This window comes from Verrucosispora sp. WMMA2121 (assembly GCF_027460185.1).
Classification (GTDB): Bacteria; Actinomycetota; Actinomycetes; order Mycobacteriales; family Micromonosporaceae; genus Micromonospora; species Micromonospora palythoicola.
Genome location: NZ_JAPZBH010000006.1, coordinates 1,601,302 through 1,616,213, shown reverse-complemented (window position 1 = coordinate 1,616,213; position 14,912 = coordinate 1,601,302). Strand labels below are relative to the sequence as shown.

Annotated in this window: 12 protein-coding genes, 1 tRNA gene and 2 pseudogenes; 5 read left to right on the top strand and 10 right to left on the bottom strand. The window is 70.5% G+C overall.

Annotation, left to right across the window (positions count from 1 at the left end):
* Nucleotides 1-8 precede the first annotated feature (8 nt).
* The 5 genes and pseudogenes from O7605_RS16335 to O7605_RS16315 all read right to left on the bottom strand — a co-directional run bounded on the left by O7605_RS16335 (nucleotide 9) and on the right by O7605_RS16315 (nucleotide 5,622).
* On the bottom strand, nucleotides 9-1,400 hold the full coding sequence (locus tag O7605_RS16335; protein ID WP_269739983.1) for a TIGR02678 family protein: 1,392 nt from the start codon (nucleotides 1,398-1,400) through the stop codon (nucleotides 9-11).
* Nucleotides 1,397-2,965 (bottom strand): TIGR02677 family protein, encoded by a 1,569-nt coding sequence (locus tag O7605_RS16330; protein WP_269739982.1) that lies wholly within the window; start codon nucleotides 2,963-2,965, stop codon nucleotides 1,397-1,399. The genes O7605_RS16335 and O7605_RS16330 overlap by 4 nt, the downstream gene beginning before the upstream one ends.
* A gap of 315 nt (nucleotides 2,966-3,280) precedes the next feature.
* Nucleotides 3,281-3,484 (bottom strand): annotated as a pseudogene (locus O7605_RS16325) (hypothetical protein); the annotation flags it as partial.
* A gap of 467 nt (nucleotides 3,485-3,951) precedes the next feature.
* Complete coding sequence (locus O7605_RS16320; RefSeq protein ID WP_269739980.1) at nucleotides 3,952-5,448, bottom strand: cellulose binding domain-containing protein; 1,497 nt, start codon at nucleotides 5,446-5,448, stop codon at nucleotides 3,952-3,954.
* A gap of 39 nt (nucleotides 5,449-5,487) precedes the next feature.
* Nucleotides 5,488-5,622, bottom strand: a complete 135-nt coding sequence (locus tag O7605_RS16315; protein WP_269739979.1) for a hypothetical protein — start codon at nucleotides 5,620-5,622, stop codon at nucleotides 5,488-5,490.
* A gap of 151 nt (nucleotides 5,623-5,773) precedes the next feature.
* Between O7605_RS16315 and O7605_RS16310 the strand changes: the two genes are divergently transcribed.
* The 4 genes and pseudogenes from O7605_RS16310 (at nucleotide 5,774) to O7605_RS16300 (ending at nucleotide 7,648) form a co-directional block, all read left to right on the top strand.
* Complete coding sequence (locus O7605_RS16310; protein WP_269739978.1) at nucleotides 5,774-6,415, top strand: hypothetical protein; 642 nt, start codon at nucleotides 5,774-5,776, stop codon at nucleotides 6,413-6,415.
* 583 nt (nucleotides 6,416-6,998) lie between these two features.
* Nucleotides 6,999-7,108, top strand: a pseudogene (locus O7605_RS32140) (SitI3 family protein); the annotation flags it as partial.
* Between the two features lie 37 nt (nucleotides 7,109-7,145).
* Complete coding sequence (locus O7605_RS16305; protein WP_164446279.1) at nucleotides 7,146-7,361, top strand: nucleotidyltransferase family protein; 216 nt, start codon at nucleotides 7,146-7,148, stop codon at nucleotides 7,359-7,361.
* Nucleotides 7,362-7,572: 211 nt separating this feature from the next.
* Nucleotides 7,573-7,648: transfer RNA gene (locus O7605_RS16300), tRNA-Arg, on the top strand.
* A 67-nt stretch (nucleotides 7,649-7,715) separates the two neighbouring features.
* On the opposite strand, the gene O7605_RS16295 is transcribed toward O7605_RS16300, so the two are convergent.
* The 3 genes from O7605_RS16295 to O7605_RS32135 all read right to left on the bottom strand — a co-directional run bounded on the left by O7605_RS16295 (nucleotide 7,716) and on the right by O7605_RS32135 (nucleotide 10,475).
* Nucleotides 7,716-8,717: an ion channel gene (locus O7605_RS16295; protein ID WP_269739977.1), complete on the bottom strand. Its 1,002-nt coding sequence runs from the start codon at nucleotides 8,715-8,717 to the stop codon at nucleotides 7,716-7,718.
* Between the two features lie 212 nt (nucleotides 8,718-8,929).
* Nucleotides 8,930-9,517 carry a ClpP family protease gene (locus tag O7605_RS16290; RefSeq protein WP_269739976.1) on the bottom strand — a complete coding sequence of 196 codons (588 nt, stop codon included), beginning with the start codon at nucleotides 9,515-9,517 and terminating at the stop codon, nucleotides 8,930-8,932.
* A gap of 244 nt (nucleotides 9,518-9,761) precedes the next feature.
* A complete protein-coding gene (locus tag O7605_RS32135; RefSeq protein ID WP_443083936.1) occupies nucleotides 9,762-10,475 on the bottom strand; it encodes a helix-turn-helix domain-containing protein in 714 nt (237 codons plus the stop codon).
* Nucleotides 10,476-10,636: 161 nt separating this feature from the next.
* On the opposite strand from O7605_RS32135, the gene O7605_RS16280 reads away from it, so the two are divergent.
* A complete protein-coding gene (locus O7605_RS16280) occupies nucleotides 10,637-11,650 on the top strand; it encodes a potassium channel family protein (protein WP_164446250.1) in 1,014 nt (337 codons plus the stop codon).
* 90 nt (nucleotides 11,651-11,740) lie between these two features.
* On the opposite strand, the gene O7605_RS16275 is transcribed toward O7605_RS16280, so the two are convergent.
* Together O7605_RS16275 and O7605_RS16270 are read right to left on the bottom strand one after the other, a co-directional pair.
* Complete coding sequence (locus O7605_RS16275) at nucleotides 11,741-12,778, bottom strand: 2-oxoacid:ferredoxin oxidoreductase subunit beta (RefSeq protein WP_269739975.1); 1,038 nt, start codon at nucleotides 12,776-12,778, stop codon at nucleotides 11,741-11,743.
* Nucleotides 12,771-14,618, bottom strand: a complete 1,848-nt coding sequence (locus O7605_RS16270; protein ID WP_269739974.1) for a 2-oxoacid:acceptor oxidoreductase subunit alpha — start codon at nucleotides 14,616-14,618, stop codon at nucleotides 12,771-12,773. The genes O7605_RS16275 and O7605_RS16270 overlap by 8 nt, the downstream gene beginning before the upstream one ends.
* Nucleotides 14,619-14,912: the final 294 nt, after the last annotated feature.

Sequence of the window (14,912 nt, the reverse complement as noted above, 5' to 3'; positions counted from 1 at the left end):
GACTTCTCTCAGAACAGGGTTTCGGTGGTGGCGCGGGGCTTGACCGTGGCGACGGTGTGGCGGTAGCGGCCCACCAGCGGCCGGACGAGCACCCCGCCCGGCACGGCGGTGACCGCGCCGAAGCGTTCCAGCAGCGCGACCGCCTCGACGCGCAGCCGCTCCGGGTCGGCGTGCCACTGGGCCCCGAACGCGGTCCCGTACCGCTGCAGGATCTCCCCGACGGCCGTCCGCAGGAAGCTGTCGGTGATGAACGGCAATCGGCCCGCGCCGTCGGCCTCGTCAGGATCACCCCGGTCGTCGGCGGTCCACGGCTCGTCCGGACCGGCGTCGTCGAGGCGTACCAGGGTGGCCGTGGGCAGGCCGGTGTCGATGTGGCTCGCCAGCGCCCGCTGCCGGGCGAGCCCGCCGGGCGGGGGCAGCCGTTTGACCCGGCGGCCGTCGGGATCCGCGACCCGGTCGGCCATCTCCACCGCGAGCAGCACTGCGGCCTGCGCCACCGAGCCGGTGCCCGGGAACCGCTCCGTGGTGAACCCGGCGGTGTCCACCAGCAGCACGCCCTCGGCCTGCCGCTCCACCCGCAGCCCGGTCAGCCGGGCCAGGTCGGCGGCGAGCGCGGAGCCGCGCAGATGGTTGGCGACCGCCGGCTCGACGTCGGCGTGGTAGACGACCGGTGACTCCACCACCGCCCGCCGGGCCGCCTGGGCCGCCTGCCGGCGCTCGGCGTTGCCGCTGCTGCTCATCGCCCGGTCCAGCAGCGCCGACACCGAATCGACGTGCTGCAGCACCCGGGTCGGCCGGAACAGCGCGAACACCACGTCCCGAGCCACGTCGTACAGTGCCTCCCCGGCCCCCGGGTCACTGGCCCAGGCGGCGCTGGAGCCGTCGGCCAGCCGCAGCACGCCCCGCTCCTCCAGCCAGCCGACCGCGTCCACGAACGCCCGCCGGTCCGGGCCGTGGTCCGGATCCAACCCCAGGCCGGTGATCCGGTTCGCGTCGCCGGCCACCGAGTCGGCCAACTCGCTGAGGGTGATCTGGATCCCGGCGCGGCCCAGCACCGCCAGGCACAACGACAGGTACGCATAGCGCTGCCGGTCGAACGGCCGCCCGGTGCGCGACACCGCCGGCTGGGTGCCGTCGAGCCGGTCCTTCGCCCGTACCAGCCGGGCCGTGGCACCGTGCAGCTCCAGCCGGTACCCGAACGCCTCGGCGAGATCCCGGCGCAGGGTGGCGGAGTACCGCCGTACCCGGGGCAGCGCCCGCTCGTCCGGCCACGTCGCCGTGATCAGCGGGTGACGCAGAACCAGCCGCACCGCCCGCTGGTACTCAGCCAACTCCAACTCTGGGACGTCGACGGCGAACCGGTGCACCGCCGGCCGGGGAGCGTGGGGTTCCGCGGTCACGCCGGCACCAGCTCGGGTCGGCGGACCGCGGTGTGCTGCGCGGCGGTGACCGTCAGCGCGTACCCGTTCAGATGCAGCCGGCCCCCGGCGGTGCGCACCGTGGTGAACCGGCCCGGAGTCGGGGTGAGGGTCAGCCGTACGCCGTGCGCGGCGGCCGCCAGCGGCACCCCGGCTCGGCCACCGACCCGAGCGGCGAGCGCGATGTCGAGCAGGCGCAGCAGGACCTGGGTCTGCGATCCGTCCAGCCGGTGGTCGTTGACGCCCACGGCGGCCAGCGCCGTCGCCGCGTCGGCCCACCGGCGCTCCCGGGCGAGCTGGTCGTCGCGCAGCCGGTGCCGGCGCTCGTCGACCCGGTCCAGCCGGGCCGGCCGCCCCCGGCCCTGACCCGGTGCCCGGCCGGTGGTCACCAGCGTGCGGGACAGCTCCACCGCCGGAGCCTCCCACCACGACAACCGGCTGGCGATCGCCTCCGGATCCGGATGCGCCACCCCGACGTGGCGGGGAGCGCCGAGGCCGAACACGACGTCGAACAGGGCGTGCGCGGCCTCCTGGCTGCCGGTGTGGGTGAACCACGCGGCCAGGTGCCGCAACTGCGACTCCCGGCTCACCCCGCCGCGTCGCGCCTCGGTGACCCGGCGCAGCAGAGCGAGGACGTCGCCGATCGCGGCGACGGTGGCGTCCGACAGCCGGTCCGCCTCGCTGGGCTGCTCCGGTCCCGGCGGCGCCAACCACGACCGCAGCCCCGCCCAACGCCGCCGCCAGTCCTCCAGCCGCTGCACCGGGGTGTGGAACAGCCGCTCGTCGGCCTCGGCGGCGGCCTCGATCAGCCGGTCCAGACCGGTCGCCTCGACCTCGTGCACCGCCGCGCGCAGCCGGGGCGTGTACCGCTGCAACTCGTCGTGGAAGTCCCGCAGATGAGCCAGCAGCGCGTCCTTGTGCGCGAGGAACACCTCCGGCCGCACGTCGTTGGTCCGCCCCAGGTCACCCAGCATGTGGTAGAAGCGCGCTGCCCGCTCGGCGATGTCGGCCAACGCCCGGTCCAGCCGGGTGAACTTGCGGTAGACCTCCTCGGCGTCCCCGGCCTCGTTGGCCACCGCGAGCGCGTCGAGGTCGGCCAGGAGGTCGGCGAAGACCAGCCGGGACAGCGTCGAGTCGTCCATGCTCGCCGACAACACCGCCTCCACCGCCCGGTGCGCCCGGTACCCGGCCTCGGTGAACTGGTACACCGAATGCCGGTTGCGGTACTCGGCGAGTGTCGTGGCGCGGGAACCGTCCTGCCCACGGTCGAGCACCCCCCACTCCACCAGGGCGTCGAGCAGCCGCGGCAACTCCAGCCCGGCCGGGTCCGGGCAGTCGGCGTTCGTCCCGTGCAACGTCGCCAGTGCTGCGGCCACGTCGGAGGTGTGCAGCACCACGTGGTAGCTGGACCGTGCCGAGTCGAACGCCCGGAGCAGCCACAGGTAGGCGAGCCGGTTCTCTGCCGTCACGTAGCCGAACAACCGCATCCGGTCGTCCAGCCCGAAGTCGTCCAGACCGAACGTCGGTCCAGATGGCTGCGCCGTCATCATCTACCTCCCACCGGACGCGGACAGCCCCCCACCCTACCCAGGAGAGCCGCCACGGCGGCCGGGCGCACAGGGGAGCGGCGGCAGCCTGTCCTGCGGTCGAATCAGGCCGGTCTTGGAACGGCGGGCCGGCGACCAGCCGCCATCGGCCACCATGCCGTACGCCTGCCCCGCGCTTCGTGGAGCGCTGACACGCCGCAGGTTCCACACATCGTGTCCGAGCTGCCGGCCGGTGACGGGGGACGGCATGCGCCCTGGTCAGGCGGGAGCGACCTGTGGAAACGCCAGCAGGAGTTCCGGAGCGCGCTGGATCTAGTCGATGACCAGGAGTTCGGCGGAGTCCACGAATCCGACCGGATCGGCGATCACCGCTGCCCGGTCCTGAGCCCGATCGAGATCGCGGCGCTCGGCCATACGATCGCCGGCGACGATGCGGACCAGCGTGCTCTCGCCTGCCTGGCGCGCTCCGCTGATCAAGACGACGCGGGTGTCCGCGAGGGCAGCGTTGACCTGCGCGGCGGCGCGGGAGCGTCACCGTGCTGTCGGTCGGGCCCTGCGGCGCGGCGAGGGTTTCGGCCACCAGTAGGGCTTCCGGTCTCCGTGGGGTCGGTAGTCCGGCGGCGGCGCCGGGGTGATGTCCTGCGCCGGTTGCTGTTGCGGTGTGGTGCCGATGACGAGCAGGCCGTCGCCGGCCTTGGCGCCGTCGAGCCGGTCGACGGCGCTTGCCGTTCGCCGATGTTCATCGTGCTCGGAGCACTGGACCAGGTGCGCACCGTCGTGGCCGCGCGCACCTGGTCCAGTGGCGGACCGGTCCCGGTCGCACACTCGTTCGGCCCTGAAGAACGTGGGATCCTCCGGCCGTTCGTTCCGGCCCCGGCGCGTACACCTCAAGGTGACGGTCGACGTACCAACCGCAGGCCGGCGCTTGGGTGCCCGCATCGGTGCGTCGCCAACGACGTTTGCGGCGTCCGAATGCCGGGCTCGGGTTACGGGGTGGTGGGGATGTTGGTCAGGCCGTCCACGGCGCCGGTGACGGTGACGGTGTTCGAAGAGTGCACGACGTTCGGGTTCGATGAGCATTTCGAGGTCGAGGTGATGCGGATGGCGTACCGGCCGACGCCGCCGAGATCCGACGTGTTGTCGCGCCAGGTGTTGCCGCAGCCGTAGCCGTCGAGCAGGTTGTGCGTCTCGTAGCCGTTGGCGAAGGTGCCGGGGGTCCGGAAGGTGCCGGTGTTGTCCTCGATCAGGTAGCCGCTGCCCTTGACGTCGACCCATGAGTCGGCGGAGTTGGCGCCGGAGATGCCCTGGCCGTCGAACCGGTTGCCCCGGATCACGCCGTCCGCGGTGCCCTCCTTGACGTCCACGTGCTCCGCGGTGACGTTCGGGCCGATCTGGTTGTCGAGCACCTGCACCCGGTCGGAACGGTCCATGCCGCCGGAGTTGCCGTGGCAGCCGAAGTTCGACTTGGCGGAGCCGATGTAGACCGCCTCACCGTAACCCTGCTGGACCAGGCCGGTGTCGGTGATGACGGAGTCGCGGATGATCCCGTCGGCTGACGAGCGGCGGAAGTGCACCGCTTCCTCGTCAATGTGGTGCACGTGCATTCCATCGATGGTGACGTGATGGGAGTTGTCCAGCACAATGCCCTTCTTGGACTGGGCCACCGTGAGGCCGGTCAGGTTCCAGTACGGTGCGTCGTACAGCCAGAGGCCGTAGCCGGGGTCCCAGCCGGCGGTCGGTGCCGGGCAGGACGGCGCGGTGCCGGCGGGGCCGTCGTTGATCAGGACGGCGGTTCGCGGACCGGTCAGCGTGATCCGGGCCGAGGCGGTGCCGGCCCGCTGGGTGAGGAACGCCCCACGGTAGGTGCCGGCCGCGAGCCGGATGGTCTGACCGGGCCGGGCGGTGGACAGGGCGGCCTGCAACTGGGGCGAGGTGGCGACGTCCACGATCGCTCCGGCCGGCGGGGTCGTCGTCGGTGGTGCGGTGGTGGGCGGCGGTGTGGTGGGTGGCGGCGTCGTCGGTGCTGGTGTGGTGGGCGGCGGCGTCGTCGGGGCGACGGCCCTGCAGGGCTTCCCGTTGATGGTGCAGTTGAGGGGGAGGCCGGTGCCGGAGGCGTTGAAGCCGAGTTTTTCGGAGGCGCCGGGGGCGATGTCGCCGTTGTAGCTGAGGTTGGTGAAGCGGTGGTGCTGCCCGTTCCAGGTGTGCGTGGCGCTCCACGACTTGGTGATGGTGGTGCCGCTGGGCAGGTCGAACTCGAGGACCCAACTGGTGGTCTTGGTGCTGCCGTTGTTGGTGATGACGTAGTCGGCGCGGTAGCCGCCGTTCCAGCTCGAGGTCTTGACGAACCGGGCGGTCAGACCGTCGGCAGGGGGAGCGGTGGTGGGCGACTTGGTCGGGGACGGTGACTTGGTCGGCGACGGGACGGTGCCACTGGCCCGGATCAGGAAGAGTGACGGCCCGGAGTCGGTGCGGGTGGCGTCCATGCCGTGTCCGCCGGTGTAGTCGCGCTGCTCGTTCTGTGCCTAGTCGGCGATCGGCGTGCCACCGATGTCGAGGTGGCGGTAGCCCTTGCCGTTCCAGCCGAACTGGTAGATCCGGGTACGGTCCGGGTAGTAGGCGGTGTAGGGGGCGGTGTCCGAGCAGAGCTGCTTGCTCATCGCGTTGTTGAAGAAGGCGTTGCGCGGGCCGGTCGCACCGGACCACTTGACCGCTTTCTTGCCGGCACCCCCACCAGATCGGGAACCACGTCGAGTTGTCCGGCCCGCCGCCGTCCTCCTCGCCGCAGTTGGCCGAGCAGTTGGCCGAGCGGTGGGCGTACGGGACGCGCACCGTGTTCAGCTCGAAGAGGTTGTTCCGCTCCCACCCGCCGTGCAGGTTGAGGTCGGAGTCGAAGTCGTTGCCGATTACGACGTTGCCGGACGCCGACCACTGGAACGTGAAGTGGCGCAGGTTGCGGGAGACGTTGCCGGCGTAGAGCGAGTCCCAGACCCGGGAGCCGCGGAAGTAGCCGTTGCCGCCCTTGCCCTTGTTCCACGCGCCGTCGAGGTGGTTGTCGACGATCTGGAGGTTCTTGGCTTCCTCGGTGACGATCGGGTGGGAGCCGGTCATCTTGGTCCGGATGCCGCGCACCCACGAGTTGGCGGCCCACTTGAAGACGATGCCGTGCATCTCGCCGGCCGGGTCCATGTTGCCGTAGTTGTACTTCGCGTCCGCCGGATCGAGTCCGGGAATCTCCTGGGTGAGATGCAGGGACCCGATGCCGACGCCGAGCACGGGGTCGACCAGCGGCGCGGCCTTGGACTGGTACACCTTGCCGTCGATCGGCGCGGAACCGTCCGAGGTGGAGTCCACCGGCACGTCGTGGCCCACCCTCTGGTGCCACCTCAGCTCCGCCAGCGCTGGGAGGACGCCTTCCCCGAACTCGCCGCCACCCGCCGCAACGCGGCATAGCGGTGGACCCCTTCCACGAACGCCTCCAATTGGTGTCGATCTCGCGTGGGGCAGGACCGCGCTTCGAACTGGCGAGGATGCGACGGATGGTGCCAGCGCCGACCCGATGGCCGAGCCCGACGAGTTCGCCTTGGATGCGCCGGTGCCCCCACCCGGGATTCTCCCTGGCCAAGCGCAGGATCGGGTCACGGAGGTCGTCGCTGATCGGTGGTCGTCCGGGCCGCTTCGGGTAGGTCCAGTGCTGGCGGACCAGCCCGCGGTGCCAGGCCAGCAGGGTGGCTGGGGTAACGATCCGATGCCTCCAGAGTTCCCGCGGCAGTGCCCGGACCAGCGCCGACAACACCGCCCGCTCCGGCCAGGACAGCCGCGGCCGACCGACCTGACGGCGTAGCACCGCCACCTCATGGCGCAGCACCAGCAACTCTGCGACCAGCGCGGACTCGCTGCACGTGGCCAGCGGTAACCAGCCGAACATCCGCACCGCACTCAGGTACAGCAGCCGAACCAACACGCCTGCCATCCTGCGTCATTGTCGCGAAACAGCAGCTCACACCCTGTGCGACGAGTTTTGGCACGGTACACCGTGGCCCGGGTGTTGGCCGCCCGGAAAGAGGACGCGGCGCTGGTCCAGAACGGAAGCTGGCTCCTGCTGACCCGCCCGCGGGTGAACTCCGCAGACACCGGCATACCTAGTGGAGCCACTACGGCACAGACGACCCATCATCACCCAATGAGCCAGCCGAGCGCGGGTGACCCGCATGACGGACGACGCGGCTTCGACCCGTCGTCCGTGGGCGACGTCGACGTCGTCTTCCTCGACCCGGCGGACCTGACTCGCGACAACGACGACCCGGCCGCCGCGCGGCTGGTCGCGACCTTTCCAGCATCTCCCGTGGGAGGCGGCGCCCAGCCGGGGGAGCGGCTAGCCCCACATGATCTTCGATGATGTACGCGGTGTGTGCTCTCCAGCGGATGACAATCGGGGTGAACTGGTGCCAACGGGGGTCACCGCGGCCGACCGCCGGTCGCAAACCGGGGTTCGTGTGCTCGGGGTGTGCTCCTGGGCTGCGACAACGGCGGTCCGGGGAACGCGGGTGAACGTGGGCCACTCCCTGCCACCCCAGGTGAACCCCCAGGTCGCTAGACTAGGCCTTCGCGCCCTCGTAGCTCAGGGGATAGAGCATCGGTTTCCTAAACCGTGTGTCGCAGGTTCGAATCCTGCCGGGGGCACCAACGCGAGCGCCCTGACCAGCAGAAGTACGCCGTACGACACGAGTCCGCGTCCGATGGAAATCTGTCGTCAGTGAAGCGTGAGCCGTAGATCGATGTCGTCCCAGCCGTCCGAGACACACCAGCCTCGCAACTGGCGGCGGTGCGTCCGGGTGTTCTCGACAGCCTCCGCATAGAGCTGCTCGTGATTGGTCGGGATCCCGGCCCGGGCCAGTCCTTCCAGGCTTGGTGCGTCCACCGGTTCGTCGGTCGCCACGATGAACGAGCCGTCCAGGATGCGTACCAGTTGCTCAAGTGCGCAGGACAACGGTTCCACCGCACCGATGTCCGGCCGGTGGCGGGGGTCGACACCGGCGCGCATCAACAGCAACGCCCCGTCGAGCACCGTCACCGCCGCGGAAGCTGACTTGCCGCTGCTCTCGGCATGGAAGAAGTGCAGCACCGGGAAGGCCAGATGCCGTTCACCGAGCCGGACGAGTTCCGGGGTGAGGCTGGTGAGGTGCTGGGCGAACATGGGGGCGAACTTCCCGTCGGCCCAGCCCCGGCGGACGATGTCGGCCGGATCGGCGCCCAGGGCGGCGACATGACCGGCGATCGTGCGCTTGTCGACCACGGCGGACACCACCTGCATGAGATAGGTGATGCCCAGGGTGACCAGGAACAGGCCGGTGAGCACGGCGCCGTTCGTGGCAAGCTGTGCCGTCGTGGTCCCTGGTGTGTGGTCGCCGACGCCGAGGGTGAATATCGAGAATCCGGTGTAGTAGATCCTGGACCAGATGTCGGCCGGACGGCCGAACTGGTCGAGCACCGCGTCCGGGGTGGCGCAGAAGACCAGAAGCCAGCCGAGCCACAGGCCGGTGACCCAGGCCCCGAAGGTGGTCGCCAGGACGGCGGTGCCCGACCAGCGCAGGACCCGATGCCGGCGAGGGCCGCGGCCGGCGAGCCGACGGATCAGCCGCCACATGCCCTGCGACACGTGTCGGGTGAGCCAACCGGCCCCGCTTGCCAGCGACAGCGTGGTCACCGCCGCGTCCAGTAGGACCGCCCCCACCACCAGAAGACCCGCCGACATCCACAACACAGCCAACGCTCTACCGCCCCATCACGACCTGCACATCAACCCGACGGGCATTCCGTCGGCTCAAACCTCAGGCATGGCAGCGGCCCGCGCAACTCGTCATCTCCTGCGTACGCCGCGGACGCGAGGCCGTACACCCCAATCGGTGTGATGTGTGGCCGGCTTCTACCGGTCTCCTCCAGCACGAGGTTGACCGGCGAGCGGCGTCAGCTGGCCGGCAGTTGGGTTGCGGCCGTCACCACCTGGTCGATCAGGCCGTAGTCGCGGGCCTCCTCGGCGGTGAACCAGCGGTCCCGGTCCCAGTCCTGCTGGATCTCGGCCAGGGTCCGGCCGCTGTGCTGGGCGATCAGCTCCTGCATGGTCCGCTTGACGTGCAGCATGTTCTCCGCCTGGATGGTGATGTCGGAGGCGGTGCCGCCCATGCCGCCGGAGGGCTGGTGCATCAGGATCCGGGTGTGCGGCAGTGCGTACCGCTTGCCGGCCGTGCCGGCACAGAGGAGGAACTGACCCATCGAGCCGGCCAGCCCCAGGGCCAGGGTCGCCACGTCGTTACGGACGAAGCGCATCGTGTCGTAGACCGCCATTCCGGCGCTCACCGAGCCGCCGGGCGAGTTGATGTAGAGGGTGATGTCCCGCTCCGGGTCCTCGGCGGCGAGCAGCAGGATCTGGGCGCAGATCCGGTTGGCGATCTCGTCGTTCACCTCGCTGCCCAGGAACACGATCCGTTCCCGCAGCAGCCGTTCGAACACCTGGTCGCCGAAGGTCCGCTGGCCGTCGTCGAGCATCCTGATCATGGTCAACCTCCACCCGCCGGCGGCGACGTCGAGCGCCCGGGGACCGGCTCCTTGAGCCTGCGGGACGCCGCCGGTGTCCGCCCAGCGGTTCTGCCGGGGGCAGATCCGCCCACGGCAGAACGACGGGGAACAGCCGCCAGCTCAGGTCACTCTCCAGGGGCAACTTCCCGGTCAGAGCGATGTCGAACGGCATGAACATATCGGCGGGACGTCGAGGCGCAGGAGACGACGACTCCTGGTGGTCTCACCCGTGGTGACTACCAACGGCGGCCCGAACGGTGGCCGTCCGCCGGGCGGCCGGCCTACGTGTCCTGGATCGGTGCAGCGCGCCGCCGAACGGCCGGCCGGGCGAGGAGCGGCGACGCAGCAGCGGCCGCCGGGCGACGAGGTGGACCGGACCGACCCGGTCGGCGAAGGCAACGACCCTGATGCCGCCAACCAACCCACCGCCAATCAGCCCACCGCCGACCAGCCCACCGTCAACCAGCCCGGCGGTGCCGAGTGGCCGGTCCGAGGGGGACCAGCCCGCGTGCAGGCCGTTGCCGTCCAGCCCTGCCGTCAGGTCCGAGGCGAAGCCGAAGCCGACGGCGTCGAGCCGAGCGACGGTCTGGGCGCTTCCGTCCGTGCCGTGGCCAGCGGTAGCGGTCGCCGGGTCGCCGCGCCGGGCGGCCGGGACACCACCGGTCCGGGCATGAGCGGCCGGGCCGGTGGCCGGCAGCCGGCGTTCGACCCGCCGAAGCTCGTCGCGAACCTCTTCCAGCAGATCCGAGAGGTGCAGGCCGAGCGCCCGGCAGATCGCCGCGAGAACCTCGGAGGACGCCTCCTTGCGCCCACGCTCTACCTCGGACAGGTAGGGCACGGACACCCCGGCGGCCTGGGCGACCTCCCGCAGCGTGCGGCCCTGGTGCTGGCGCTCGCGGCGCAGTACGGCGCCGATCACCCGTCTCAGCAACGACATGCGGGCCTCACTCTCGCCGTTCCTGCGCTGACCGTCCCATCATGCCCGTCCGCCGCCCCGTTCGCCGTACCCTGCCGTTGAAACGCCACCCCGCCGTGCGGCTGCCGGATCAGCCGCTATGTTGTGGACGTGCAGGCGACCGAGGCGGGGCAGGTCCCCCGGTGATTCATTTTCCCGCGCAGCGGCGAGGCCCGCTCAGCGCGTTGAGCCTGCGGCTGGCCGCCGCGATCGGGCTGGTGCTCGCCGTGGTGGCGGTGGTCTACCTCGAACGGGAGCAGTACCGCGACAACAACGGGGACGGCCTGACGCTGCTGGACTGCTTCTACTACGCGGTGGTCTCCCTGTCGACGACCGGTTACGGCGACATCGTGCCGATGACCCAGCAGGCCCGACTGGTCAACATCGTGTTCGTCACCCCGGCCCGGGTGCTGTTCCTGATCATCCTGGTCGGTACCACCCTCGAGGTCCTGACCGAGCAGTACCGGACCGGCCGTCGCCTGCACCGGTGGGAGAGAAGAGTGAAGGACCACGTCATCATCTGCGGCTACGGCACCAAGGGGCGTAGCGCGATCTCGGCGTTGATGGAGAACGGGCTGGACAAGTCCCGGATCGTGGTGGTGGAGCGCGCCGGTCCGGCGTTGCGTCAGGCCACCTCGAACGGGCTGGTCGCGATCGAGGGTTCGGCGACCCGATCCTCCGTGCTCAACCAGGCCCACGTGCGAACCGCCAAGGCAGTGATCATCGCAACCGACAGCGACGACGCGTCGGTGCTGGTGGCGTTGACCGTACGCCAGCTCACCGCGGGTCAGGTCCGGATCATCGCCGCGGCCCGGGAGGCGGAGAACGCGCCGCTGCTCAAGCAGAGCGGCGCGCACCACGTGATCGTGTCCTCGGCGACCGCCGGCCGGCTGCTGGGCCTGTCGACGTCGGCACCGCCGCTGATCGACGTGGTGGAGGATCTGCTCACTCCGGGTCAGGGCATGGCGCTGGCCATGCGTTCCGCCGAGCGCCACGAGGTGGGCAAGTCGCCCCGGGAGCTGGACACGCTGGTCATCGCGTTGGTCCGGCGGGGCAAGGTGGTGACCCTGGCGGATCGGGCCGGTGCGGTCATCGAGACCGGGGACATGCTGGTGCACGTACGCGACGACCGCCCCACCGCGAACACCCTGCCCTGAGCGACGGTCAGCAACCGCAGCGCCGAAAGCCCGACCGGGCCGCCCCCGCACAGGAACGGCCCGGTCGTCGTGGCGGTCACGGTACGGGGGTCAGCCGACGATGGTCCAGGTGTCGCCGCTGCCCAACAGCCCGGCCAGTTGCTGCTCCGGGGTCTCGCTGACGCTGGCCCGGGCGTCGGCCAACTGCCCCTGCACCACGCTGTCGTACGACGGCCGGCGTACCGAGCGGAAGACGCCGATCGGCGTGTTCCGCAGGTCGAAGCCGGGCAGCCGGGACAGCGCGAACGCGTACGCCGGGTCGGCGACCGTGGCGTCGTGCACGACGATCTCCTCCGCCGGGGTGGCGGCGGTCTCGCGTACCTCCAGGCCGAACCCACCGGGCGGGTGTACGACGCAGAACTGCCCGTCCTTGCCGAACGTGATCGGCTGGCCGTGTTCCAGCCGGATCAGGTAGTCGTCGCGGGTGCCCGGCTCCTTGAGCTGCTCGAACGCCCCGTCGTTGAAGATGTTGCAGTTCTGGTAGATCTCCACGAAGGCCGATCCGGAGTGTTCGGCGGCGGCGCGCAGCACCGACTGCAGGTGCTTGCGGTCGGAGTCGATGGTCCGGCCGACGAAGGTGGCCTCCGCGCCGAGCGCCAGCGAGAGCGGGTTGAACGGCGCGTCCGCCGAACCGACCGGCGTCGACTTGGTGATCTTGCCGACCTCGGAGGTGGGAGAGTACTGCCCCTTGGTCAGCCCGTAGATCCGGTTGTTGAACAGCAGGATCTTGAGGTTGACGTTGCGGCGTAGCGCGTGGATCAGGTGGTTGCCGCCGATGGAGAGGGCGTCACCGTCACCGGTCACCACCCACACCGACAGGTCCGGTCGGGAGACCGACAGGCCGGTGGCGATCGCCGGAGCCCGCCCGTGGATCGAGTGCATCCCGTAGGTGTTCATGTAGTACGGGAAGCGCGACGAGCAGCCGATCCCGGAGACGAAGACGATGTTCTCCCGGGGGATGTTCAGCTCCGGCATGAACTGCTGGACAGCGGCGAGGATCGCGTAGTCGCCGCAGCCAGGGCACCAGCGCACCTCCTGGTCGGACTTGAAGTCCTTGGCGGTGAGCTTGAGGGCGACGGGCTCAGACATTCTTCAGGACCTCTTCCAGCATCGTCTCCAGCTCGGCGGCGGTGAACGGGAGGCCGCGGACCTGGTTGTAGCCGATGGCGTCGACCAGGTAGCGACCCCGGATCACGTGCGCGAGCTGGCCGAGATTCATCTCGGGGATGACCACCCGCTCGTAGGAGCGCAGCACCGCACCGAGGTTGGCCGGCATCGGGGCCAGGTGCCGCAGGTGCGCCTGCGCGACCGGTAGGCCGCGCTGACGCAGGGCGCGGCAGGCCGCACCGATCGGGCCGTACGTCGAGCCCCAGCCGAGCACCAGCACCCGGGCGTCACCGTCCGGGTCCTCCACCTCGATGTCCGGCACCGGGATCGTCTCGATCCGGGCCGCCCGGGTACGCACCATGTAGTCGTGGTTCGCCGGGTCGTACGAGATGTCGCCGGTCTTGTCGGCCTTCTCCAGCCCACCGATGCGGTGTTCGAGGCCCGGGGTGCCCGGCACGGCCCACGGCCGGGCCAGGGTCTGCGGGTCGCGCAGGTACGGCAGGAAGGTGGTGCCGTCCTCGCCGTTGGGCACGGTGGCGAACTCGACCCGCAGGTCCGGCAGCGACTCGACCTCGGGCAGCAGCCACGGCTCGGATCCGTTGGCGACGTAGTTGTCGGACAGCAGGATGACCGGGGTGCGGTAGGTGAGCGCGATCCGCGCCGCCTCCAGGGCCGCGTGGAAGCAGTCGGACGGCGACTTGGGTGCGATCACCGCCACTGGCGCCTCGCCGTGCCGGCCGAACAGCGCCATGTTCAGGTCAGCCTGCTCGGTCTTGGTCGGCATGCCGGTCGACGGCCCGGCCCGCTGCACGTCCACGATCACCAGCGGCAGCTCCAGCGCCACCGCGAGGGAGATCGTCTCGCCCTTGAGCGCCACCCCCGGGCCACTCGTGGTGGTCACCCCGAGCGCACCGCCGTAAGAGGCGCCCAGCGCCGCGCCGATCGCGGCGATCTCGTCCTCGGCCTGCATCGTGGTGACGCCGAACCGCTTGTGCTTGCTCAGCTCGTGCAGGATGTCCGAGGCCGGTGTGATCGGGTACGCGCCCAGGAAGACCGGTAGGCCGGAGCGGACGCCCGCGGCGACGAGGCCGAGCGACAGCGCGGCGTTGCCGGTGATGTTGCGGTAGGTGCCCGGCGGCATCTTGGCCGGCTTCACCTCGTAGCGGACGGCGAAGTCCTCGGTGGTCTCGCCGAAGTTCCAGCCGGCCTTGAAGGCGGCGACGTTCGCCGCGACCAGCTCGGGCCGCTTGGCGAACTTGCGCTCCAGGAACCGCAGGGTCGACTCGTAGGGCCGGGAGTACATCCAGCTGAGCAGGCCGAGGGCGAACATGTTCTTGGCCCGTTCGGCATCCTTCTTGGACACGTCGAGTTCGGCCAGCGCCCCGATCGTCATCGACGTCAGCGCGACCGGATGCACCGCGTACCCGGCGAGGGTGTCGTCGTCGAGCGGACTGCTCGCGTAGCCTACCTTCGCCAGGTTGCGCTTGGTGAACTCGTCGGTGTTGACGATGATGTCGGCGCCCCGGGGCAGGTCGGTGAGATTCGCCTTGAGCGCTGCCGGGTTCATCGCGACGAGCACGTTCGGCGCGTCGCCGGGGGTGAGGATGTCGTAGTCGGCGAAGTGCACCTGGAAACTCGACACACCCGGCAGGGTGCCGGCGGGAGCCCGGATCTCGGCGGGGAAGTTGGGCAGCGTGGAGATGTCGTTGCCCAGTTGCGCGGTCTCCGAGGTGAACCGGTCCCCGGTCAGCTGCATGCCGTCGCCGGAGTCGCCGGCGAACCGGATGACCACCCGTTCGAGTTGGCGGATCTGCTTGGTCACGGCCGCACCTCGCTTCGTCGCGCACCGTGGCGCGGCCGGCTGAACTGGATGGTGACCTCGCCTTGCTCGGCCACGAGACCTCCTTGACGCGCCGCTGCACCGGCCGTCCGTGAACGTCCGGCCCGCCTGTCCTTCCTCACCGAGAGCCTACGTCGGATCGGGGGCGCGTCCGGCCCGGAGGTCCGCCGACTGGGACCGGAACGTGAGGGTTTATGTGGTCAGTTGCGGTGTTTCGCCGGGGCCGCCGTAATCCATATCACCGCCAAATCGCCGCACATCCCACCCCCCTGATTA

What these genes read in the sequence shown, in the direction of transcription:
- O7605_RS16305 (WP_164446279.1), top strand. Translation starts at nt 7,146, where the DNA reads ATGAGCCAGCCGAGCGCGGGTGACCCGCATGACGGACGACGCGGCTTC.
- O7605_RS32135 (WP_443083936.1), bottom strand. Translation starts at nt 10,475, where the DNA reads ATGTCGTTGCTGAGACGGGTGATCGGCGCCGTACTGCGCCGCGAGCGC.
- O7605_RS16275 (WP_269739975.1), bottom strand. Translation starts at nt 12,778, where the DNA reads ATGTCTGAGCCCGTCGCCCTCAAGCTCACCGCCAAGGACTTCAAGTCC.
- O7605_RS16290 (WP_269739976.1), bottom strand. Translation starts at nt 9,517, where the DNA reads ATGATCAGGATGCTCGACGACGGCCAGCGGACCTTCGGCGACCAGGTG.
- O7605_RS16320 (WP_269739980.1), bottom strand. Translation starts at nt 5,448, where the DNA reads ATGGACGCCACCCGCACCGACTCCGGGCCGTCACTCTTCCTGATCCGG.
- O7605_RS16295 (WP_269739977.1), bottom strand. Translation starts at nt 8,717, where the DNA reads ATGTCGGCGGGTCTTCTGGTGGTGGGGGCGGTCCTACTGGACGCGGCG.
- O7605_RS16315 (WP_269739979.1), bottom strand. Translation starts at nt 5,622, where the DNA reads ATGAGCAAGCAGCTCTGCTCGGACACCGCCCCCTACACCGCCTACTAC.
- O7605_RS16330 (WP_269739982.1), bottom strand. Translation starts at nt 2,965, where the DNA reads ATGACGGCGCAGCCATCTGGACCGACGTTCGGTCTGGACGACTTCGGG.